This is a genomic window from Bradyrhizobium sp. Bra78 (assembly GCF_024519855.1).
Taxonomy (GTDB): domain Bacteria; phylum Pseudomonadota; class Alphaproteobacteria; order Rhizobiales; family Xanthobacteraceae; genus Bradyrhizobium; species Bradyrhizobium japonicum_G.
In genome coordinates this window covers 296395-318363 of sequence record NZ_JALJRE010000006.1, presented here as the reverse complement: position 1 = coordinate 318363, position 21969 = coordinate 296395, and the positions used below count along the sequence as shown (strand labels likewise).

The window sequence follows — 21969 nt, the reverse complement described above, 5'->3', positions numbered from 1 at the left end:
GGGCAACACAGGCGCATATTGCTAGTATTCCGAAGTTTAACATGCGCCGCCACAGGCCCTCGCCCGCAAGGTGGGTCTATCGCATTCGCGCTTGGCGAGGCCTGAGCAAGCGCCTCGTCCTTCGAGACGACCGCTTCGCGGTCTCCTCAGGATGAGGCTGATTGGCATTGGTGCTCTTCAAATTGCGTCCGCACACTCGATCCTCATCCCGAGGGCCCGCCGTCGGCGGGCGTCTCGAAGGATGGCCGCAAGCGAGGATGTGTCGTGCCCGACTTTTCGAATCGCACGAGTTTCGACTTCGCATGATTTTGCGCGTTCGCACGATCGAGTGCGATGACCAACGGCATGCACGACGAAAAAGCGTCAAAACATGACGATTATCATATCAATTAGCCCAAAACCGTTGCTGCGATCGCCGCACAAATTCGTGAACGTCATGGCCTGACGCGCTACCCGCGCAAATATGCATTGCCGGGAATTTCGACGCTTCATCGCTTCGCGTCGTTATGATTATGGTCGCGCGGAAAAATTCGCCGAGATGATCGCCGCAAGCGATCGCCGAGCAAGGGGATGCACATGGCAACTACTCTCACCATCAACGGCGAAACGAAATCGTTCGACGCGCCACCGGACATGCCGCTGCTGTGGGTGCTGCGCGACATCCTCGGGATGACGGGCACCAAGTTCGGCTGCGGCATTGCGCAGTGCGGCGCCTGCACGGTGCATGTCGACGGCAAGGCGGTGCGCTCGTGCGTGCTGCCGGTCAGCGCCGTCGCGAACCGCGTCATCACCACCATCGAGCATGTCGGCACCACGCCGGCGGGCGCGAAGGTGCAGAAGGCCTGGTTGGAGGCCGAAGTGGTCCAGTGCGGCTATTGCCAGTCCGGCCAGATCATGTCGGCGGCCGCGCTGCTGGCGGCAACGCCGAACCCCGATGATTCCGACATCGACGCCGCCATGGCCGGCAACATCTGTCGCTGCGGCACCTATGTGCGGATCCGCGAGGCCATCAAGCAGGCCGCCAACGGCCGTCAGTCGTGAGGTCCGCCATGAATGCGCACAACAGCGTCTCCCGCCGCACGCTTCTGACCGGCAGCCTCGCCACCGGCTTCCTGCTCGCCTTCCATCTGCCGCTCCGCGCCGCCGTCAACGAACCGGTGCAGCCGGAGGACAAGACCGATGACAAGTTCGCGCCGAATGCCTTCATCCGCATCGACCCGGAAGGTCTGACGACGCTGGTGATGCCGCAAGTCGAGATGGGACAGGGAATCTACACCGCGGTCTCGATGATCCTGGCAGAGGAACTCGACGCCGACTGGGCGAAGGTCCAGCTGCTGCACGCACCCGCCAACGAGAAGCTTTACGGCAATCCCATTTTCATCATTCAGGCGACCGGAGGCTCCACGTCGGTCCGGGCGTTCTGGAAGCCGCTGCGCGATGCCGGCGCCAGCGCGCGCGCCATGCTGGTGCAGGCCGCGGCCGCGCAATGGGGCGTCGATCCCGCCAGTTGCACGACGTCGAAGGGTGAGGTGACCCACAAGGCGAGCGGCCGGACGCTTGGCTATGGTGCGCTTGCGGCTGCCGCAAGCGGCCAGACGCCGCCCAAGGACGTCCCACTCAAGGACCCCAAGGATTTCGTCTATATCGGCCAGCCGTTCAAGCGGCTCGACACGCCCGAGAAGGTCAACGGCAAGGCGGTCTACGGCATCGACGCCATCGTGCCGAACATGAAGTTCGCAACGCTGGCGCAGTGCCCGGTTTTCGGCGGCAAGGTCGGCAAGGTCGATGACCATGCCGCCAGGAAGATTCCGGGCGTGCGGCAGATCGTCGTGCTCGACGATCTCGTTGCAGTCGTCGGCGATCACATGTGGGCGGCGAAGAAAGGCCTGGATGCGCTCGACATCGCGTGGAACGAGGGACCGAACGCGAAGATCGATTCGAAAGCGATCTGGGAAGACTTGCGCGCCGCCAGCGCAAAGGACGGCGTGGTCGCCAAATCCACCGGCGACATCGCCAAGGGCCTCGCCTCCGGCGAAAAGATCGAGGCTTCGTTCGAGCTGCCGTTCCTCGCGCACGCAACGATGGAGCCGTTGAACGCCACGGTGCATTGCAAGCCCGACTCCTGCGAAATCTGGACCGGAACGCAGATCATGGCGCGCGTGCAGTCGGAGGCGGCCAAGGCCGCCGGGCTCCCGATCGAGAAGGTGACCGTCAACCAGCACCTGCTCGGCGGCGGCTTCGGCCGCAAGCTCGAGCCCGACATGGTGGTCGCGGCCGTCCGCATCGCCAAGCAGGTCGAGGGTCCGGTCAAGGTGGTGTGGACCCGCGAGGAAGACATTCAGCACGACGTCTATCGACCGGTCTATCGCGACACGATCGCAGCGACCTTGTCGGGCGGCAAGATCGCCAGCTGGAAATACAAGATCGCCGGCGCTGCGATCATCGCACGCTGGCTGCCTCCGGCGTTCCAGAAGGGCATCGACATCGACGCGGTCGACAGCGCCACGGACGTGCCCTACGAGATCCCGAATGTCCACGTCGAATATGTGCGGGCAGAGCCGCCGGCGATACCAACCGGATTCTGGCGCGGGGTCGGCCCCAACAACAACGTGTTTGCGGTCGAGTGCTTCATCGACGAACTGGCGCGCAAGGCGGGCAAGGACCCGGTCGAGTTTCGCCGTGGCATGCTGGCCAATCAGCCGCGCTTCCTGTCCGTCCTCAATCTTGCTGCAGAGAAAGCCAATTGGGGGCAGCCCTTGCCGGCGCGCGTCGGGCGCGGCGTGTGCCTGCAGCCGTCTTTCGGGAGTTTCATCGCCACGGTGGTGGAAGCGGAGGTCGACGAGCAAGGCGAGGTCAATCTGCGCCGTGCGACCTCGGTGGTGGACACCGGCATCGCCGTCAATCCCGATACGATCGTGGCCCAGGTCGAGGGCGGATTGATCTTCGGCCTCACCGCCGCGCTCTACGGCGAGATCACGATCGAAAAGGGTCGCGTCCAGCAATCCAACTTCAATGACTACCGGATGTTGCGGATCAACCAGACACCCAAGATCGAGGTTCACGTCGTCAAGAGCGGCGAGGCACCCGGCGGGATCGGCGAGACCGGCACGACGGCGGGACCGCCGGCGCTGCGCAATGCGATCTACGCCGCAACCGGCGTGGCGCTGCGGCGCCTGCCGATCGATCGGAAATTGCTGGCTGCGGGGAAGAAGGCATGAGCGGCAAGATGCGTATTCTCACAAGCCTCATCGTGATCGCCCTCGTCGTGGCAGCGCTCGGCGTCTGGATCATCCGCGGACCCGGTCCGCTCGACTTCGCCGGCGGCACGAAAGTGGCGCTGGCGGACTATCGCGCCGGCAAGCCCACGGGCGTGCCGGCCAAACTCGAAAAGGCAAGCCTTGTCGAGCGCGGTGAATATCTCGCCAAGGCGGCCGACTGCATGGTCTGCCACACCAAGCCCGGCGAGAAGGACTATGCTGGCGGTCTCGCCTTCAAGCTGCCGTTCGGCACGCTTTATTCGACCAACATCACGCCGGACAAGGACACCGGCATCGGCAATTACAGCGACCAGGATTTCCTGGGCGCGGTCCAGCACGGCAAGCGCCGCGACGGCGCGCGGCTGTATCCGGCGATGCCATACACGTCCTACACCTTCATGACGGACGAGGACGTGCTGGCGGTGAAGGCGTATCTGTTCAGCCTGCCGGCCGTGCGCGCCGAGGCGCCCGAGAATACGCTGTCGTTCCCGTTCAACCAGCGCTGGGCGATGATTGTCTGGTCGGCCGTGTTCAATCCGGACACGCGCTTTGCGCCTGACACCTCGAAGAGCCCGGAGTGGAATCGCGGGGCGTATCTGGCCGAAGCGCTGGCGCATTGCGGCGAGTGCCACACACCGCGCAATCTCGGCTTCGCGCTGGACAACCGCAGGAAGTTCGGCGGCGCCATTACCGCCGGTTGGCGTGCCTTCAACGTCTCCTCCGAAAGGGCCACCGGCCTCGGCAATTGGAGCGACGCGGATCTGGTCTCGTATCTGTCGCTCGGCCACGCACCTGGCCACGGCTCGGCCTCGGGTCCGATGGGCGAAGCCGTCGACCACAGTTTTAGCCAGTTCGCCCCCGAAGACATCAGCAGCATCGTTGCTTACTTGCGCAGCGTGCCGCCACAGCCCTCGCCCGATCTGCCCGCCACCACGGCTCCCGTCGCGCCCGCCTCGCACAAGGACGGCGTCACGGCGGATGCGCGCGGCAAGAAGGTGTTCGCCAGCGCCTGTGCCAGCTGCCACGGCTGGAGCGGCGAGAGCCCGGTGTCGCCGATGGCGACGCTCACCGGCACCTGGGCCGTCAACGACCCCGCCGCCACCAACGTCGCGCAGATCGTGATCTCGGGGACGAAGCGGCATACGCCCGACGGCGCGCTGTCGATGCCGGCGTTTGGCAACGCGTACACCGACGACGAGATCGCCGCGGTGGCGAATTACGTGACGGGAAGGTTCGGCACCAAGGGCTCGAAGCTGACGGCGAAGGATGTCGCGGAGTTGCGGGAGCAGACGGCGGAGTAAATCTTTCGCCGCGAACACCACCGCACCTTCTCCCCTTGTGGGAGAAGGTGGCGCGAAGCGCCGGATGAGGGGTTCTGTCCGCGAATTCAAATGTGAGAGACTCGCGTGCGGAGAGAACCCCTCACCCGTCTCGCCGCCACGCGGCGAGCCACCCTCTCCCACAAGGGGCGAGGGTGCACCGTCAGTGCCGCAAAGGAATTCAGCTCAACCAGAATTTCGGCGTCGTCGGCTCCAGCCTGCCGCCGACGCGCACTGGCGCGACCCGCAACGCGAGTCCCGTCGCATCATCCGTCTCGACCGCAACGCCGCTGAGCGTCGCCGCCCCCGCGGCCGGCTCGAACCGGCCCGACGGAATTCCCGACGTGAACCTCCGCAGCGGCTCTTCCTTCTGCATGCCGATGATGGAATCGTAATCGCCGGTCATGCCGGCATCGGTCATGTAGGCGGTGCCGCCGGACAGGATCTGGTGGTCCGCGGTCGGCACATGGGTGTGCGTGCCGACGACAAGGCTGGCGCGGCCGTCGCAGAAGAAGCCGATGCCCTGCTTCTCGCTGCTCGCCTCGCAATGGAAGTCGACGACGATGGCATCTGCCGCAATGCCGAGCGGACAGGCCCCTAACTCGCGCTCCAATGCTGCAAAGGGATCGTCGAACGGGGTCATGAAGACGCGGCCCAATGCGTTGACGACCAGCGCATGCTTGCCGTTCTTGGTCTCGACCAGGGCGGCGCCGCGGCCGGGGGTGCCGCGCGGATAGTTCGCGGGCCGCACCAGGCGCTCGGCGCGCTCGATGAACACGAGGGCTTCGCGCTGGTCCCAGGAGTGATTGCCGAGCGTCACCGCGTCGGCGCCGGCATCGAGGAACTCCTGATAGATCGCTTCCGTGATGCCGAAGCCTCCGGCCGAATTCTCGCCGTTGACGACGACGAAATCGAGCGACCAGTCCTTGACCATGCCGGGCAGATATTCGGCGATGGCGTTGCGGCCGCTACGACCGACGACATCACCCACGAAGAGAATGCGCAACTTCAGAACTCCGGAAATCGAACACGTCCGATTCCGTTAACACATAATCCAGCGCCACGTCGTGAGCTAGTGCCGGAACCGCCTTGATCTCTTGCGCTGCAAAAGCGAGCCCGATGCCGACGATGGTCTTGGCCTTGCGCAGATGCGCGAAGGTGTGGTCGTAGTGCCCGGCGCCATAGCCGATGCGATGGCCGAGACGGTCGAAGGCCGCGAGCGGCGTCAGCATGATGTCGGGGACGACTTCCGCCGCGGCCGGCGACGGCTCGGGGATGCCGAGCGGGCCCATCATCAAGCGGTCGTTCGGATGAAAGATGCGGAAGACCAGCGACTGGCCGCGCGCGGTGACGCAAGGCAGCGCGAGCCTGGCGCCCTCCTCGGCGAGCATCTTCATCAGCGGCATCGGATCGATCTCGCTGCGGATCGGCGAATAGCCGGACACGATGCTGCCCGGCAAGAGCTTGAACGGCAGCCCGCGCCTGGCGAGTTTTGTTGCGGCCGTGGCGCGCTTCTTCTCGCTCAGCGCGTCGCGCGCCGCGAGGGCCTTGGCACGGAGCTCGGATTTGGTGGTCATGTGCTTTGGTCCCCCACGTCATCACCCGTCTTGTGCGCCCTTGCGCACTGGGTGATCCAGCATTCCAGAGGCGGTGGTGATTCACACAAGGGCCGCGGCGTGCTGGATGCCCCGAGCGGGCCGGGGCATGACACCTACTGAACTGGCCGCAGTCATTTCGACAGGCACGAACCGGAAGGAAGCAACAGTGCGAAGCCGCGAACGCCGTTGAAGCACTCGATCCCGGAGTTCCCTACGAAAGTAGGTGGGCACCATATGTCCGAGCCCACGGGCTCGGCCAGGGACAGTTCCCTAAAGGATCGATAAGGCCCCGGGGATATTATGGCTCCGGACGCGCGTCGCAGCCTCGCTTTGGCAATGTAACAACGATACTGACGAATCGCCAGCCCGGCGCATAGGGCGCGATGATATTTGGGTTGGTTGCTCGCGCCGCTGGCTCGCTTAACCTCTCCCGCTTGCGGGAGAGGTCGCGCCGAAGGCGCGGGTGAGGGCTCTTTCCTCTTGGGGGTCCTCGATCGTGGAGACACCCTCTCCCCAGCCCTCCCCCGCAAGCGGGGGAGGGAGCGCACTGGCCGCGTGGCAGCAGCCGCTACCCGATGGCGATGCCGTTGCCGACGGTCCGGTTCAGGACCTGGGTCGACTTCTCGATGCGTTCTGCGGCGGCATTCAGTGCATTCACCACCGCGGTCTGCGTCATCCTGGCGCGCTCCACGGCGGCATTGCGGAAATCCCGCAGTTCAGTCAGCTCCTGCTCCATGGTGCGGATGCGATTGCCCGAGTCGACCAGCTCGTCGCAAACGGTCAGCGCCGCCATCACGGTGAGCCTGGCATCGCCGATCTCGCCGAATTTTCCGCGCAGGGACTGGATCCGCGTCTCCAGGCTTTCGGCGAGCTTGAGCAGCCGCACCTCCTGGCCCTCCTCGCAGGCCATGCGGTATTGCCGGCCGTTGATGGTGACGTTGATGTGGCTCATCCGTCCTCTCCGGTATCGAGCACCGAGCGTATCGTGACGATGGCGGAATCCAGCCGATCGGAGATCTCGCGACTGGAGCGCTCGAGCTTGCGCGCCTTGACCAGCGCACCGTCGAGCTCATCGGCAAGCCGTGAACGGTCCGCGCCCAGCGCCTGGATCCGCGCCGCGAGCTCGTTCTCGTCGCGATCGGCATCGCGCCGACGCTCCACAGCGCTTTCGAGCGAGTCGAGCGCCGCCATGAGCCTGCGCGTCGCGATCTCGATCTCGACGGCCGAGGACTCCGTCATGGCAGAGCTGTTGGAAACGCGATCGTTCATGCAGTCAGCGGCGGAACCTGTGGCCTATGGGTGGCCTTTACCCTGGGGCTTGCCGTCCGGCAAAAGACTCGGTTCGGCAAGCGGTTAGAAGCAGAAATTTACGTGGCAAGCTAGCCAAGCGCAACGCCGCCGCGAAACTATGCACTGCTAGATCGGGATGAGATTCATCCCGATCCAGCAGTTCCTCTCGGGCATGATCTCGTCGGAAAACCGGCCCGCCACTTTTCCGGATCATGCCGTAAGCAACTTTTGCGGCCAAACCGGCGTTTGATTGCCTTGGACTCCCGGAACCGAGATGCTATCCCCAGCCGCGACCCCAGCGGCCGAAAGGCTCCTTCCGGCGCGGCGAATACCGCCACAAGCGCCTCATATCAGACGGATTTCAGACATGACGAAGGTCGATCATTCCCGTATGGCCAACGCGATCCGCGGCCTTGCGATGGACGCCGTCGAGAAGGCGAAATCGGGCCATCCGGGCCTGCCGATGGGCGCCGCCGACATCGCCACGGTGCTGTTCACGCAGTTCCTGAAATTCGATGCCGCCGCACCCAGCTGGCCGGATCGCGACCGCTTCGTGCTCTCGGCCGGGCACGGCTCGATGCTGCTGTATGCGCTGCTGTACCTGACCGGCAATTCCGAAATGACGCTGGACCAGATCAAGCAGTTCCGCCAGGTCGACTCGCTGACCCCGGGGCATCCCGAGAATTTCCGCACCAAGGGCATCGAGACCACCACCGGCCCGCTCGGGCAAGGCATCTCGACCGCGGTCGGCATGGCGCTCGCCGAGAAGATGCTCGCCGCCGAGTTCGGCAAGAAGATCGTCGACCACCACACCTATGTGCTCGCCTCCGACGGCGACCTGATGGAAGGCGTGTCGCAGGAAGCGATCGCGATGGCCGGGCACTGGAAGCTCAACAAGATGATCGTTCTCTACGACGACAACGGCATCTCGATCGACGGCCCAACCTCGATCTCCGATTCCGTCGACCAGGTGAAGCGCTTCAAGTCCGCGGGCTGGGCCGCGGAGAAAATCGACGGCCACGACCAGGCCGCGATCGCCGACGCCATCACCCGCGCCAAAAAATCCGGCAAGCCGACGCTGATCGCCTGCCGCACCACCATCGGCTTCGGCGCGCCACACAAGGCCGGCACGTCGAAGGTGCACGGCGAGGCGCTCGGCGCCGACGAGCTCAAGGCCGCCAAGGAAAATCTCGGCATCTCGCTCGAGCCGTTCTCGGTGCCCGATGACGTGCTCAAGGCCTGGCGCGCAGCCGGCAGCCGCGGCGTGGCGGCTCGCCAGGAATGGGAAGGACGGCTCGGCGAGCTCGGCAGCCGCAAGCGCGCCGAGTTCGAGCGCCGCCTGCGCCACGAGCGTCCGGCCTCGCTGACCAAGGCGGTGCGCGCCTACAAGAAGGAGCTGCTGGAGAAGCCGATGATTGCGGCGACCCGCAAATCCTCGGAAGCCGTGATCGAAGTCATCGCCGGCGCCATGCCGATGGAATTCCTGGCGGGCTCGGCCGACCTCACCGGCTCCAACAACAACAAGGCGAAGTCGGCGACCGCCTTCTCGGCCAAGACGCCGAAGGGCCGCTTCATCCATTACGGCATCCGCGAGCACGGCATGTGCGCGGCGATGAACGGCATCTTCCTGCATGGCGGCTTCGCACCGAACGGCGCGACGTTCCTGGTGTTCACCGACTATGCGCGGCCCGCGATGCGGCTTGCCGCGTTGATGGGCACGGGCGTCGTCTACGTGATGACGCATGACTCCATCGGCCTCGGTGAAGACGGCCCGACCCATCAGCCGGTCGAGCATCTCGCCGCGCTTCGCGCCATCCCGAACATGCGCGTGTTCCGCCCCTGCGATTCCATCGAGGTCGCCGAGTGCTGGGAGCTCGCGCTGAACCGCGTCGACGGCCCGACCGTGCTGGCACTGACGCGGCAGAACCTGCCGCAGCTTCGCACCAATGCGCCGAACGATACGCCTTGCGCGCAGGGCGCCTACGAGCTGGTGGCCGCCCAGGGCGAAGCCAAGGCGACGCTGTTCGCCTCCGGCTCCGAGGTCGAGATCGCGGTCGCCGCCCAGAAGCAGCTCGCCGAGCGCGGCATCGCGTCACGGGTGGTCTCGGTGCCCTCGCTCGAGCTGTTGTTAGCGCAACCAGAGGCCAAGCGCGCCGCAATCATCGGCAACGCGCCGGTGAAGGTCGCGATCGAGGCAGCGGTGCGCTGGGGCTGGGATGCCGTGATCGGCCAGGACGGCGAATTCATCGGGATGCATTCCTTCGGCGAAAGCGGTCCGGCGAAGGAGCTTTACAAGCATTTCGGCATCACCGCCGAGGCTGCGGTCAACGCCGTGCTGAAGCGCGTTTCCTGAGAGTTGAGCTTGCCAAAAAAAAGGACTAGGTAACGTCTCATATGATCAAGCACCGCCCGGCCGAACCGGGCGTCCGCCCTAAAAAACCCTCGCAGGCGCGCTAAACGCGTTGTGCGGCATGACGAACGTCATTGAACGGTCATAAGGAGACGAAACATGGCAGTCCGCGTTGGAATTAACGGTTTTGGCCGCATCGGCCGCAACATCCTGCGGGCTATCGCCGAGTCCGGCCGCAAGGACATCGAGGTCGTCGGCATCAACGACCTCGGCCCGGTCGAGACCAACGCCCACCTGCTCCGTTTCGACAGCGTCCATGGCCGCTTTCCCGGCACCGTCACCGTCGATGGCGACACGATCAGCGTCGGAGGCGGCAAGATCAAGGTGACCGCCGAGCGCGATCCCTCGAAGCTGCCCTGGAAGGATCTCGGCATCGACATCGCGATGGAATGCACCGGCATCTTCACCTCGAAGGACAAGGCCTCCGCGCACCTGACCGCCGGCGCCAAGCGCGTGCTGGTCTCCGCGCCCGCCGACGGCGCCGACGCCACCATCGTCTACGGCGTCAACCACGAGACGCTGACCAGGGATCATCTGGTCGTCTCCAACGGCTCCTGCACCACCAACTGCCTCGCGCCGGTGGCCAAGGTGCTGAACGACCTCGTCGGCATCGAGACCGGCTTCATGACCACCATCCACGCCTATACCGGCGACCAGCCGACGCTCGACACGATGCACAAGGATCTCTACCGCGGCCGTGCGGCTGCGATGTCGATGATCCCGACCTCGACCGGCGCCGCCAAGGCGATCGGCCTCGTTCTGCCCGAGCTGAAGGGCAAGCTCGACGGCGTCGCGATCCGCGTGCCGACCCCGAACGTCTCGGTCGTCGACCTCAAGATCATCGCCAAGCGCGCCACCGACGTGAAGGAAATCAACGCGGCGATGAAGCGCGCTTCCGAGCAGCAGCTCAAGGGCATCCTCGGCTACACCAATGCGCCGAACGTCTCGATCGACTTCAACCACGACCCGCACTCCTCGACCTTCCACGAGGACCAGACCAAGGTGCAGAACGGCACGCTGGTGCGCGTGATGTCCTGGTACGACAACGAGTGGGGTTTCTCGAACCGCATGGCCGATACCGCCGTCGCGCTGGCGAAGGTGATCTAACTCCGCTCTCGTGTCCCGGACGCGTCGCGGCGTGAAACGCTGCGACGCAGAGCCGGGATCCATTCGACCGCGGGACTCGCTGCAACGTGGGTCCCGGTTCTGCACAGCGGCGCTTTGCGCCGCTAGTAGCGCCCGGGACAAGGAAGCGTCCGATGACCAACAAATTCCGCACCCTCGACGACGTCGACGTGAAGGGCAAGCGCGTGCTGCTGCGCGTCGATCTCAACGTGCCCATGGACAACGGGCGCGTCACCGACGCGACCCGGCTCGAGCGCGTCGCGCCGACCATCACCGAAATCTCGGACAAGGGCGGCAAGGTCATCCTGCTCGCGCATTTCGGCCGGCCGAAGGGGCGCGATGCCAAGGACTCGCTCAAGCCCGTCGCCGAGGCGCTGGCGAAGGTCGTCAACAAGCCCGTCGCTTTCGCCGATGACTGCATCGGCGGGCCCGCGGCCACGGCCGTGGCGGCGCTGAAGGACGGCGACATCCTGTGCCTGGAAAACACCCGCTTCCACAAGGAAGAGGAAAAGAACGATCCGGCCTTCGTCGCGGAACTGGCCAAGCTCGGCGACATCTGGGTCAACGACGCGTTCTCGGCCGCGCACCGCGCCCACGCCACGACCGAAGGCCTCGGCCACAAGCTGCCGGCCTATGCCGGCCGCACCATGCAGGCCGAGCTCGTCGCACTGGAGAAGGCGCTGGGTTCGCCGAGCAAGCCGGTCATCGCGATCATCGGCGGCGCGAAAGTCTCGACCAAGATCGACCTGCTCGAAAACCTCGTGACCAAGGTCGACGCGCTCGTGATCGGCGGCGGCATGGCCAACACCTTCCTGCACGCCCAGGGCGTCGGCATCGGCAAGTCGCTGGCCGAGAAGGATCTCGCCGCCACCGCGCTCCGCATCATGGAGAAGGCGGAAGCCGCCAACTGCGCCATCATCCTGCCGGTCGACGCCACCGTCGCCTATCATTTCGCGGCCAATGCGCCGTCGCACGCCTATGGGCTCGATGCGATCCCGGCCGATGGCATGATCCTCGACGTCGGCCCGCAATCGATCGTGCGGGTCCATGCCGCGATCGACGATGCGGCGACGCTGGTCTGGAACGGACCGCTCGGCGCCTTCGAGATGCAGCCGTTCGACCGCGGCACGGTCGCGGCCGCAAAGCATGCCGCCGAGCGCACCAAGGCCAGGAAGCTGATCTCGATCGCGGGCGGCGGCGACACCGTCGCGGCCCTCAACCAGGCCCATGTGGCCGGTGACTTCACCTATGTCTCGACCGCCGGTGGCGCATTTCTTGAATGGATGGAAGGCAAGCCCCTGCCCGGCGTCGAGGTGTTGCGCGTCAAGTAAGCTGCGCATCAAGTAATCAGTCGGCCTTTCAAGTCAGCCTTGCAGGCCCAAACGGGAGAAAAAGACAGATGGCTCGGATCACGTTGCGTCAATTGCTCGACCATGCGGCGGAGAACGATTACGGCGTACCGGCCTTCAACATCAATAACATGGAGCAGGCGCTGGCGATCATGGACGCCGCCAACCAGGTCGACGCGCCCGTCATCATCCAGGCCTCGCGCGGTGCGCGCTCCTACGCCAACGACATCATGCTCAAGCACATGATGGACGCGGTGACCGAGATCTATCCGCACATTCCGGTCTGCGTGCATCTCGACCACGGCAACGAGGCCGCGACCTGCATGACCGCGATCCAGGCCGGTTTCACCTCGGTGATGATGGACGGCTCGCTCAAGGCCGACGGCAAGACCCCCGGCGACTGGAGCTACAATGTCGGCGTCACCAAGACGGTGACAGACATGGCCCATCTCGGCGGCATCTCGGTCGAAGGCGAGCTCGGCGTGCTCGGCTCGCTCGAGACCGGCATGGGCGACAAGGAAGACGGCCACGGCGCCGAAGGCAAGCTGAGCCACGACCAGCTCCTGACCAATCCGGACGAGGCCGTGAAGTTCGTCCAGGAGACCCAGGTCGACGCGCTCGCGATCGCGATGGGGACGTCTCACGGTGCTTACAAATTCACCCGCAAGCCGGACGGCGACATCCTCGCCATGAACGTGATCGAGGAGATCCACCGCAAGCTGCCGAACACGCACCTCGTCATGCACGGCTCCTCGTCGGTGCCGCAGGATCTTCAGGACATCATCAACGCCTATGGCGGCAAGATGAAGCCGACCTGGGGTGTGCCGGTGGCCGAGATCCAGCGCGGCATCAAGCACGGCGTGCGCAAGATCAACATCGACACCGACAACCGCATGGCGATGACCGGCCAGATCCGGAAGGTGCTCAAGGACAATCCGGAAGAGTTCGACCCGCGCAAATACCTGAAGCCCGCGATGGAGGCGATGACCAAGCTGTGCAAGCAGCGGCTCCAGGAATTCAACACGGCCGGCCAGGCCTCCAAGATCAAGAAGGTCCTGACCACCGCCGAGATGGCCAAGCGCTACGCCAAGGGCGAGCTCGCCCCGAAGGTGGCTTAAGCAAGGCGCACGCTCTATCCCTCCCTCGCCCCGTTCTTACGGGGAGAGGGTCGGGGTGAGGGGCTCTCTCCGCGAGTTGCGCCCTATCGATAGACCTGTACCCCCTCACCCGGATTTTACGCGGCGCGTAAAATCCGACCTCTCCCCGCAAGCGGGGCGAAGAGCCGCCCGACCGGCCTAACACTACCCCACCCGACCTCCCCCCTTTACCCTGCGACGAACGTTAACTCGGCATTTGCCCGAGAACGGTCTATTTTCACGGGCAAGGGCAGAATCGTTTTGGGAGGACCTCTCGATGAATCTGACTGAGCTCAACAGGATCGCGACCGCCATGGTCGCGCCCGGCAAGGGCATCCTCGCCGCCGACGAATCCTCCGGCACCATCAAGAAGCGCTTTGACGCGATCGGCGTGGAATCGACTGAGGAGAACCGCCGCGACTATCGCGAGATGCTGTTCCGCTCGAAGGAAGCCATGAGCCGGTACATTTCCGGCGTGATCCTCTATGACGAGACGATCTGGCAGAACGCGAAGGACGGCACGCCTCTGGTCAAGCTGATCGAGCAGAACGGCGCCATTCCCGGCATCAAGGTCGACGAGGGCACGCAAGCCTTGCCGATGTGTCCGGGTGAAACAGTCACCGTCGGGCTCGACAAGCTCGCCGAGCGCCTGCAGAAATATTACGAGCGCGGCGCGCGCTTCGCCAAATGGCGCGCGGTGATCGATATCGCGAGCGGCTCTGACGGCCGGGGCATTCCCTCGATGACCGCGATCGGCGTCAACGCCCATGCGCTGGCGCGCTACGCGGCGCTGTGCCAGGCCGCCCAGATCGTTCCGATCGTCGAGCCGGAAGTGCTGATGGACGGCGACCACGACATCGATCGCTGCTATGAGGTGACGAGCCGCGTGCTCAACAAGACGTTTCAGGAATTGCGCGTGCAGCGCGTCGCGCTCGAAGGCATGGTGCTCAAGCCGAACATGGCGATCTCTGGCAAGAAATGCGCGAAGCAGGCTTCCGTCGGGGAGGTCGCGGAGAAGACGATGCGGCTGCTCAAGGCCTGCGTGCCCGCGGCGGTGCCCGGCATCGCCTTCCTCTCCGGCGGTCAGTCGGACGAAGAGGCAACGGCGCATCTCAACGCCATGCACAAGCTTGGCCCGCTGCCCTGGGGCCTGACCTTCTCCTACGGCCGGGCACTGCAGGCCGCGCCGCAGAAGGCCTGGTCCGGCAAGGCCGAGAATGTCACAGCCGGACAGCACGCATTCAGTCATCGCGCCCGCATGAATGGCCTCGCCTCCAGGGGCGACTGGCAAAGCAGCCTGGAACAGAAGGCAGCCTAGATCTTGTCGAACAAATCGCCTCCGCCGCGCCCGGCGCCGCGCCTCTATCTCGCGACGCCCATCGTTGACGATCCCGCTTCGCTTCTGGCCGAGCTGCCCGGCCTGCTCGGCTCCGCCGACGTCGCGGCCGTGCTGCTGCGGCTGAAGGAGACCGACCAGCGCACCATGATCTCGCGCATCAAGGCGCTGGCGCCGGTCGTGCAGAAAGCGGGTGCAGCCCTGCTCGTCGACGGCCATGCCGAGCTCGTCGCACGCGGCGGCGCCGACGGCGCGCACCTGCCCGGCATCGCCGCGCTGAAGGAGGCTCTGCCATCGCTCAAGCCCGATCGCATCGCCGGCGTCGGCGGGCTGACGACGCGGCACCACTCCATGGATGCGGGCGAGATGGGTGCCGACTACGTGCTGTTCGGCGAACCCGACGGGAAAGGCCAGCGCCCGTCGTCCCAGGCGATTGCCGAGCGGCTGGACTGGTGGGCGGAGCTGTTCGAGCCGCCCTGCGTCGGCTTCGCCAATTCGATCGACGAAGCCCATGACTTCGCGGTCAGCGGCGCCGATTTCGTGCTGGTCGGCGAGTTCATCTGGGCCGATCCGCGCGGCCCCGGGACCGCGCTGGTCGAGGTGGACGCTGTGATCAAGAAGGCCCATGCGACCGCGCTTGCGGGCAAAAATCCTGCGGGCCAGGAGCACGGCTAGCGCCCAACATGAAGCTCCCGCGCATCACCATGCTGGCCACGCTGCTGCTGACGGCGCCCGCGGCCGCGCAGCTCCAGATCACGCCGCCCGCGGCAACGCCGAGTCCCTCGGCCGAAAAGGCCAAGGACAAGCCAAAGGCCACGCCTCATACGATCACCAAGAAGAAGGAAGCGGCGCCGGCACCAAAACCTTCGGCCTCCCCCCAGCCGTCCCCGGCCCCGACCGTGATCCCGGCGCCTCCGACCGACAATTCCAACGTCGATCTGGTGTTCGGCGCCTACCAGCGCGGCCAGTACAAGACCGCGTTCGAGCTCGCCACTGCCCGCGCTCAAGCAGGCGATCCCAAGGCGATGACCATGCTGGGCGAGCTCTATTCCAACGCCATGGGCATCCGCCGCAACTACGCCAAGGCGCTCGAATGGTACAAACGTGCGTCCGACGCCGGCGACCGCGAGGCGATGTTCGCGCTCGCCATGATGCGCATCGCCGGCCGTGGCGGCCCGGTCGACAAGGGCGAGGCGGTGAAGCTGATGGCCTCCGCCGCCAAGCTCGGCGAGCCCAAGGCGGCCTATAACCTCGCTTTGCTCTACCTCGACGGCCAGACCCTGCCGCAGGACGTCAAGCGGTCCGCCGAACTGCTGCGCCAGGCCGCCGATGCGGGCCTGCCCGAGGCCCAATATGCGCTCGCGACCTTCTACAAGGAAGGCACCGGCGTGCCGAAGGACCCGGAACGGTCGGTGCGGCTGCTCCAGGCCGCCTCGCTGGCCGACAATGTCGATGCCGAGGTCGAATATGCCATCGCCATGTTCAACGGCACCGGCACGCCGAAGAACGAGCCGGCAGCCGTAGCACTGCTCCGCAAGGCGTCCCGCCAGGGCAGCGCGATCGCGCAGAACCGGCTGGCCTGGGTGCTGATCAATGGCATGGGCACGCCCGTGGACAAGGTCGAGGGCTTTAAATGGCATCTGGTGGCCAAGACCGGCGGCAAGGGCGATCCGGAGCTCGACAAGCAATTGTCCGATCTGCCGGCCGAGGACCGGGCCAAGGCGGAGGCTGCCGCCAGGAAATGGCTCGGGACCAAATGACTTGACGTTGGGCCCCTCGCAGGGCACCCCATCCCTCAAACAGGCGCGATTTCGCGCCATTTCCCCCGATCAAGACCAGAGCACATGCTGTATTCCGCCACTATCAACGTCATGGTCAAGGCCGCGCGCCGCGCCGGCCGCAGCCTCAAGCGCGATCTCGGCGAGATCGAGCATCTCCAGGTCTCGCTGAAGGGGCCGGCGAATTTCGTCTCGCTCGCCGACAAGCGCGCCGAGGAGATCCTCTACCAGGACCTCGCCAAGGCCCGGCCCGGCTACGGCTTCATCGGCGAGGAAGGGGGAATGCGCGAGGGCAGCGACAAGAGCCACACCTGGATCGTCGATCCGCTCGACGGCACCACCAACTTCCTGCACGGCATCCCGCAATTCGCGATCTCGATCGGTCTTTCGCGCGAAGGCACGATCATCGCGGGCGTGATCTACAACCCCGCCAATGACGAGCTCTACATCGCCGAACGCGGCAAGGGCGCCTTCCTCAACGACCAGCGCCTGCGCGTCGCCGGCCGCCGCCAGCTCAACGAATGCGTGGTGGCCTGCGGCCTGCCTCATATCGGCCGCGGCGACCACGAGGAATTCCGCCGCGAGATGACCGCGATCCAGGACCGCGTCGCCGGCCTGCGCCGTTTCGGCGCCGCCTCGCTCGATTTGGCCTTCGTCGCCGCCGGCCGCCTCGACGGCTACTGGGAACGCAATCTGCAATCCTGGGACGTCGCAGCCGGCCTGATCATGGTCCGCGAAGCGGGTGGCACGGTGACGGATATCGACACGCCAGGTGATCCGGTCGTGACCGGGCATGTCGTGTGCGGGAACGAGTTCGTGCACGGGGAGCTTGTGAAGATTTTGCGGAAGTAGGCGCGGTCGCGCGACGGCTCGATGCGCAACGGCTAAGAGTCGTCATCCTCCGGCTCCTCCTCGCGATATTCGCCGCCGAGAGTCAGGCCCTCGATATTCGTGGCGCCGTTTGACTTGATCACGCGGCGGAGCGGGACCGCGCTCTCGCTTCGCAAGGCTTCCATCAACTGTTCCGAATGGGTGACGATCCAGATGTCGGCACGGCTTGATGCCTTGGCGATCAGACGGGCCAAAGGCGACAGCAGCGACGGATGCAGGCTGGTCTCGGGTTCGTTCAGGGCGATGAACGGCGGCAGCCGGTAGCCCATGAACACCGCGAGCAGGCAGATGTATTTCAGCGTCCCGTCGGAGAGTTCGTGGGCCCTGAACGGCCGCGGCATGTCCGCCAGTTGAAGAGCGAATTCGCACCGGCCGCCCTCTTCCCATGCGCGGAGCTCGGCGCCCGGGAAGGCATCCTGGATTGCGTCCTGCAAATCGGTGGCGTCTCCGCGAATGGTGTAAAGCGTCGCCAGGGCCGCAGCCAGGTCGCTTCCATCAGCGCTAAGCGAGGGCGTCGTGATCGCCAGGCAGGGCTTTCGGATCAGCGATGCCGGATCGGTGCGGAAATCGTGATAGAAGCGCCAGCCCAGCATCGCGTTTCTGATCAGATCGATCTCGGGGCATTCCTTGCCGTTGTAAAAGCCCGCCAGCGCCGGCTCGGACGGCAGCACCGCATCCTTGTGGTTGACCCATGCGCCGCTGTCGTCGCGGATGCTGACGAGCGAATTCCTCCGCTCCATCAAGCGAACCGTTCGCTTGCCCTGCGTCGCCTCGATGCTTTCTTCCTTGATCATCGGCTCCCCGGCAAACGCCGCCGATGCCGGACTGGGAAATCCGATCTCGATGGAATATCTCAGCCGATCGAATCTCGCCGATAATTGCAGTCGCCCATCCTCGCCGCGTTTGCGGATGCCCGACCAGCAGACCGAATTCAAGCCGCCCTCGTCGGCGATCGTCCGCGTGATCTGCCCGATTGCCGCGTCGCGCAACAGCGACAGGGACTTGTAGAGATTGGATTTGCCGACACCATTCTCACCGACAAACACGGACAGGGGATGGATGGGAATGGAGAGCCGCCGGATGGAGCGATAATTGGTGATCGCAATGTCGGTCAGACGCATCACATGCTCTCAATTGGCGGGCTGTCTGTGCATTTGCCGCGCGGTGCGGCGACACGCCCCTTCAATCCAGAGATGCAGTCTGGATTGACGACCCCGAGAAAGCAAGCCGAGCCCGAAAACCATTGATCGGCATACAGGGTGGGGCGATGGATTCCGGGCTCGTGCCCAAGAGGCGCGCCAGGAATGACGACGGAGGTTAACCCGGCCGCGCTGGCGCCGGCGGCCCATACGCTTCGCCTTCCTTAGCCGCCTTCGGCTCCCGATCCCCCGCCAGCACGCGCTGCACCGAGACGAAGAACACCGGCACCATCAGCAACGCCAAAATCACCACGGCGATCATGCCTCCCATCACGATGGAGCCGAGCGCCTGCTGGCTGGCGCCGCCGGCGCCATGCGCAATCGCCATCGGCAGCACGCCGCAGATGAAGGCAAGGCCGGTCATCAGGATCGGGCGGAAGCGCAGGCGGCAGGCCTCGATGGTGGCGTCGACCAGCGGCTTGCCCTCCTTGCGCAGGTCCTTGGCGAACTCGATGATCAGGATCGCGTCCTTGGCGGCAAGGCCGATGATGGTGATCAGGCCGACGGTGAAATAGACGTCGTTGGGCAAGCCCCGCAGCATCGCCGCGATCACGGCGCCGACGATGCCGAGCGGCACCGTGAGCAGCACCGCGAGCGGAATGGTCCAGCTCTCGTAGAGAGCGGCCAGACACAGGAACACCACGAAAATCGAGAGGGCCAGCAGGAACGGCGCCTGCGAGCCCGACAGCTTCTCCTGCAGCGACTGGCCGGTCCATTCATAGCCGAAGCCCCGCGGCAGCTTGCCGGCGAGCCGCTCCATCTCGGCGATGGCATCGCCCGATGTGAAGCCGGGCTTGGCTTCGCCGGAGATGCGCACCGCCGGATAATAGTTGAAGCCGGCGATCTGCGTCGGGCCGCGCGCCCATTCGACAGTGGCAAAGGACGAGAACGGCACGAGCTGCCCGCGGCTGTTCTTGACGTTGTAGTTGAGGATGTCCTCGGTCCGCATGCGGTCGCGCGCATCGGCCTGCACCACGACGCGCTGCATGCGGCCGCGGTTCGGGAAGTCGTTGATGTAGTTCGAGCCGAGATTGGTCGAGATCGTGTTGTTGATGTCCTCGAAGGTGACGCCGAAGGCGCCGGCCTTCTCGCGGTCGATCACGAGATTGACCACGCCGGCCTCGGGCAGGCCTTCGACATAGACCTTCTGCAGCACCGGGCTCGCATTGGCCTCCGCGATCAACTGGTCCGCGGCGCGCATCAGGGCCGGATAGCCCTTCTGACCGCGATCCTGGAGACGGAACGAGAAGCCAGAGGAGTTGCCGAGATTGTCGATCGGCGGCGGCTGCAGTGCGGAGATTTTTGCATCGCGGATCGACGAGGACAGATCGCGGTTGATGTCGGCGACGATCGCGGCGGCAGATTCCTTCGGGCCCCGCTCCGACCAGTCCTTCAGCGTGATGAAGGCCTGCGCCGTGTTCATGCCCTGGCCGGAGAAGCTGAAGCCGGTCAGGAAGGTGACGTTGTCGACGCCGGGCCGCTGCGCCAGATATTTCTCCACCTTCTCGATCACGGCCTCGGTGCGGCCGTAGGACGAATCCGACGGCGTCTGCACGTCGGTGGTGACGAAGCCCTGGTCGTCGACGGGCAGGAAGCCGCCGGGCAGATTGACGAAGGCCCAGGACAGGCCGGCGAGCAGCGCGACATAGACCAGCATCAAGCGGCCGGTGCGCTTCAGCGAGAAGCCGACGGTGCGGGAATAGCCTTCCTTGCCGCCTTCGAGCATGCGGTTGAACCAGCCGAACACGCCCCTCTTGGCATGGCCATGACCGGCTTCGACGGGCTTGAGCAGCGTGGCGCACAGCGCCGGGGTCAGCGATAGCGCCAGGAAGGCGGAGAAGCCGATCGCGGCGACCATGGTCACCGAGAACTGCCGATAGATGATGCCGACCGATCCGGGGAAGAACGCCATCGGCACGAACACCGCCATCAGCACCAGCGTGATGCCGATGATGGCGCCTGTGATCTGCGACATCGCTTTCCGCGTCGCCTCCTTCGGCGGCAAGCCTTCCTCGGCCATGATGCGCTCGACGTTCTCGACCACGACGATGGCGTCGTCGACGAGGATACCCACCGCGAGCACCATGCCGAACATCGAGAGCATGTTGATGGAGTAGCCGGCGAGCAGCAGAGTGGTACAGGCGCCCAGGAGCGCCACCGGCACCACGATGGTCGGGATGATGGTGTAGCGAATGTTCTGCAGGAACAAGAACATCACCACGAACACCAGCACGATGGCTTCGACCAGCGTCGACAGCACCTTCTTGATCGAGGCCTCGACCACCGGCGTGATGTTGTAGGGGATCTCGTAGGAGATGTTGGCCGGGAAGAAGCGCGACAGCTCCTTCATCTTCTCCTCGACCGCGCTTGCGGTCGCCAGCGCATTGCCGGTCGGCGACATCAGCACGGAGAGGCCCGCGGTCGGCTTGCCGTCGAGGCGGGTGTTGAACTGGTAGCTGAGGCCGCCGACCTCGATGCGCGCGACGTCGCGCAGGCGCACGGTCGAGCCATCTGCATTGGCGCGCAGGATGATGGAGCCGAATTCGTCCGGGGACGAGAGCTGGCCCTTGACCAGCACCAGCGCGGAGGTGCGCTGTCTCGACGTCGACGGTTCGGCGCCGATGCTGCCCGAGGCGACCTGCGCGTTCTGTGCGGCGATGGCCTTGTTGACGTCGTCGGCGGTCAGCCCATAGCCGACGAGCTTGGCCGGATCGACCCAGACGCGCAAGCTGCGCTCGGTCGAATAGAGCGTGGCGCGGCCGACGCCCGGGATGCGGCGGATTTCGCCGAGCACGTTGCGGATCATGAAGTCGCCGAGGCCGACCTCGTCGAGGCTGCCGTCGGTCGAGTTCAGCGTGATGATCTGGAGCACCGCGCTGGAGGCTTCCTCGATCAGGATGCCCTGCTGGATCACCGCGCGCGGCAGCCGCGCCTCGACGCGCTTGATGCGGTTCTGCACCTCGACCGAGGCTGCGCTGGTATCGGTGCCCGGCTGGAAATTGGCAATGATCTCGACCTGGCCCAGCGAGTCGCTGGTCGATTCGAAATTGAGGATGCCGGAGGCGCCGTTGAGCTCCTCCTCGATCAGCCGGGTGACGCTGTTGTAGAGGTTTTCAGGCGAGGCGCCGGGATAGCTGGTCGAGATCGAGATCGAGGGCGGCGCGATGATCGGATACTGCGCGATCGGCAGCAGCGGAATCGCGATTGCGCCGACCAGACAGATGAACAGCGCGACCACCCAGGCGAAGATCGGCCTGTCGATGAAGAAGCTCGCCATGACG

The 21969-nt window shown here is 65.2% G+C and carries 17 protein-coding genes and 1 other RNA gene; 11 read left to right on the top strand and 7 right to left on the bottom strand.

Annotated elements, in window-relative coordinates; all coding sequences use genetic code 11:
* Positions 1-576 precede the first annotated feature (576 nt).
* The 3 genes from OC450_RS16585 to OC450_RS16575 are packed head-to-tail and all read left to right on the top strand — an operon-like array spanning position 577 to position 4558.
* Entirely contained in the window at positions 577-1041 is a 465-nt protein-coding gene (locus OC450_RS16585) for a (2Fe-2S)-binding protein (protein ID WP_211382147.1), read from the top strand.
* Positions 1042-1049: 8 nt separating this feature from the next.
* Positions 1050-3218, top strand: coding sequence for a xanthine dehydrogenase family protein molybdopterin-binding subunit (locus tag OC450_RS16580; RefSeq protein WP_211382146.1), 2169 nt, complete (start codon positions 1050-1052; stop codon positions 3216-3218).
* Complete coding sequence (locus OC450_RS16575; protein WP_211382145.1) at positions 3215-4558, top strand: c-type cytochrome; 1344 nt, start codon at positions 3215-3217, stop codon at positions 4556-4558. The genes OC450_RS16580 and OC450_RS16575 overlap by 4 nt, the downstream gene beginning before the upstream one ends.
* Positions 4559-4757: 199 nt before the next feature.
* Here the strand turns inward: OC450_RS16575 and OC450_RS16570 are convergent, their stop codons facing one another.
* From OC450_RS16570 to OC450_RS16550, 5 genes are all read right to left on the bottom strand, one after another.
* Positions 4758-5582 carry a TIGR00282 family metallophosphoesterase gene (locus tag OC450_RS16570; RefSeq protein ID WP_211382144.1) on the bottom strand — a complete coding sequence of 275 codons (825 nt, stop codon included), beginning with the start codon at positions 5580-5582 and terminating at the stop codon, positions 4758-4760.
* The gene (locus tag OC450_RS16565) at positions 5560-6153 is read right to left on the bottom strand and encodes a 5-formyltetrahydrofolate cyclo-ligase (protein ID WP_211382143.1); all 594 of its coding nucleotides are present in this window, start codon (positions 6151-6153) and stop codon (positions 5560-5562) included. Before OC450_RS16565 ends, OC450_RS16570 begins: the two co-directional genes overlap by 23 nt.
* A 188-nt stretch (positions 6154-6341) precedes the next feature.
* A non-coding RNA gene (gene ssrS, locus OC450_RS16560) (6S RNA) lies at positions 6342-6503 on the bottom strand.
* Between the two features lie 239 nt (positions 6504-6742).
* Positions 6743-7126, bottom strand: a complete 384-nt coding sequence (locus tag OC450_RS16555; RefSeq protein ID WP_211382142.1) for a cell division protein ZapA — start codon at positions 7124-7126, stop codon at positions 6743-6745.
* Complete coding sequence (locus tag OC450_RS16550; protein ID WP_026232773.1) at positions 7123-7443, bottom strand: DUF4164 domain-containing protein; 321 nt, start codon at positions 7441-7443, stop codon at positions 7123-7125. The genes OC450_RS16555 and OC450_RS16550 overlap by 4 nt, the downstream gene beginning before the upstream one ends.
* Positions 7444-7831: 388 nt before the next feature.
* Here OC450_RS16550 and tkt point away from each other — a divergent pair, with 388 nt between their 5' ends.
* From tkt to OC450_RS16510, 8 genes are all read left to right on the top strand, one after another.
* Positions 7832-9817 (top strand): transketolase, encoded by a 1986-nt coding sequence (gene tkt / locus OC450_RS16545; RefSeq protein WP_262048277.1) that lies wholly within the window; start codon positions 7832-7834, stop codon positions 9815-9817.
* 156 nt (positions 9818-9973) lie between these two features.
* Positions 9974-10981, top strand: coding sequence for a type I glyceraldehyde-3-phosphate dehydrogenase (gap, locus tag OC450_RS16540; protein WP_211382140.1), 1008 nt, complete (start codon positions 9974-9976; stop codon positions 10979-10981).
* A 152-nt stretch (positions 10982-11133) separates the two neighbouring features.
* Entirely contained in the window at positions 11134-12330 is a 1197-nt protein-coding gene (locus tag OC450_RS16535; RefSeq protein ID WP_211382139.1) for a phosphoglycerate kinase, read from the top strand.
* Between the two features lie 68 nt (positions 12331-12398).
* Positions 12399-13466, top strand: a complete 1068-nt coding sequence (gene fba, locus OC450_RS16530) for a class II fructose-bisphosphate aldolase (protein WP_211382138.1) — start codon at positions 12399-12401, stop codon at positions 13464-13466.
* A 295-nt stretch (positions 13467-13761) separates the two neighbouring features.
* Positions 13762-14802 (top strand): class I fructose-bisphosphate aldolase, encoded by a 1041-nt coding sequence (locus tag OC450_RS16525; protein WP_262048276.1) that lies wholly within the window; start codon positions 13762-13764, stop codon positions 14800-14802.
* Positions 14803-14805: 3 nt separating this feature from the next.
* Complete coding sequence (locus OC450_RS16520; protein ID WP_211382136.1) at positions 14806-15495, top strand: thiamine phosphate synthase; 690 nt, start codon at positions 14806-14808, stop codon at positions 15493-15495.
* Positions 15496-15503: 8 nt separating this feature from the next.
* Positions 15504-16580, top strand: coding sequence for a tetratricopeptide repeat protein (locus OC450_RS16515; protein ID WP_211382135.1), 1077 nt, complete (start codon positions 15504-15506; stop codon positions 16578-16580).
* Between the two features lie 84 nt (positions 16581-16664).
* Positions 16665-17450, top strand: coding sequence for an inositol monophosphatase family protein (locus OC450_RS16510; RefSeq protein ID WP_211382134.1), 786 nt, complete (start codon positions 16665-16667; stop codon positions 17448-17450).
* A gap of 32 nt (positions 17451-17482) precedes the next feature.
* Here OC450_RS16510 and OC450_RS16505 read toward each other — a convergent pair whose 3' ends face one another.
* Both OC450_RS16505 and OC450_RS16500 read right to left on the bottom strand, forming a co-directional pair.
* The gene (locus tag OC450_RS16505) at positions 17483-18610 is read right to left on the bottom strand and encodes an AAA family ATPase (RefSeq protein ID WP_256805667.1); all 1128 of its coding nucleotides are present in this window, start codon (positions 18608-18610) and stop codon (positions 17483-17485) included.
* A 196-nt stretch (positions 18611-18806) separates the two neighbouring features.
* Positions 18807-21965: an efflux RND transporter permease subunit gene (locus tag OC450_RS16500; RefSeq protein ID WP_256805665.1), complete on the bottom strand. Its 3159-nt coding sequence runs from the start codon at positions 21963-21965 to the stop codon at positions 18807-18809.
* Between the last annotated feature and the right edge of the window lie 4 nt (positions 21966-21969).

Excerpts from the sequence above, each read along its gene's own strand:
- OC450_RS16585 (WP_211382147.1), top strand. The coding sequence starts at position 577 with ATGGCAACTACTCTCACCATCAACGGCGAAACGAAATCGTTCGACGCG.
- OC450_RS16580 (WP_211382146.1), top strand. The coding sequence starts at position 1,050 with ATGAATGCGCACAACAGCGTCTCCCGCCGCACGCTTCTGACCGGCAGC.
- OC450_RS16575 (WP_211382145.1), top strand. The coding sequence starts at position 3,215 with ATGAGCGGCAAGATGCGTATTCTCACAAGCCTCATCGTGATCGCCCTC.
- OC450_RS16565 (WP_211382143.1), bottom strand. The coding sequence starts at position 6,153 with ATGACCACCAAATCCGAGCTCCGTGCCAAGGCCCTCGCGGCGCGCGAC.
- OC450_RS16555 (WP_211382142.1), bottom strand. The coding sequence starts at position 7,126 with ATGAGCCACATCAACGTCACCATCAACGGCCGGCAATACCGCATGGCC.
- OC450_RS16550 (WP_026232773.1), bottom strand. The coding sequence starts at position 7,443 with ATGAACGATCGCGTTTCCAACAGCTCTGCCATGACGGAGTCCTCGGCC.
- tkt (WP_262048277.1), top strand. The coding sequence starts at position 7,832 with ATGACGAAGGTCGATCATTCCCGTATGGCCAACGCGATCCGCGGCCTT.
- gap (WP_211382140.1), top strand. The coding sequence starts at position 9,974 with ATGGCAGTCCGCGTTGGAATTAACGGTTTTGGCCGCATCGGCCGCAAC.
- OC450_RS16535 (WP_211382139.1), top strand. The coding sequence starts at position 11,134 with ATGACCAACAAATTCCGCACCCTCGACGACGTCGACGTGAAGGGCAAG.
- fba (WP_211382138.1), top strand. The coding sequence starts at position 12,399 with ATGGCTCGGATCACGTTGCGTCAATTGCTCGACCATGCGGCGGAGAAC.
- OC450_RS16525 (WP_262048276.1), top strand. The coding sequence starts at position 13,762 with ATGAATCTGACTGAGCTCAACAGGATCGCGACCGCCATGGTCGCGCCC.
- OC450_RS16515 (WP_211382135.1), top strand. The coding sequence starts at position 15,504 with ATGAAGCTCCCGCGCATCACCATGCTGGCCACGCTGCTGCTGACGGCG.
- OC450_RS16510 (WP_211382134.1), top strand. The coding sequence starts at position 16,665 with ATGCTGTATTCCGCCACTATCAACGTCATGGTCAAGGCCGCGCGCCGC.
- OC450_RS16505 (WP_256805667.1), bottom strand. The coding sequence starts at position 18,610 with ATGCGTCTGACCGACATTGCGATCACCAATTATCGCTCCATCCGGCGG.
- OC450_RS16500 (WP_256805665.1), bottom strand. The coding sequence starts at position 21,965 with ATGGCGAGCTTCTTCATCGACAGGCCGATCTTCGCCTGGGTGGTCGCG.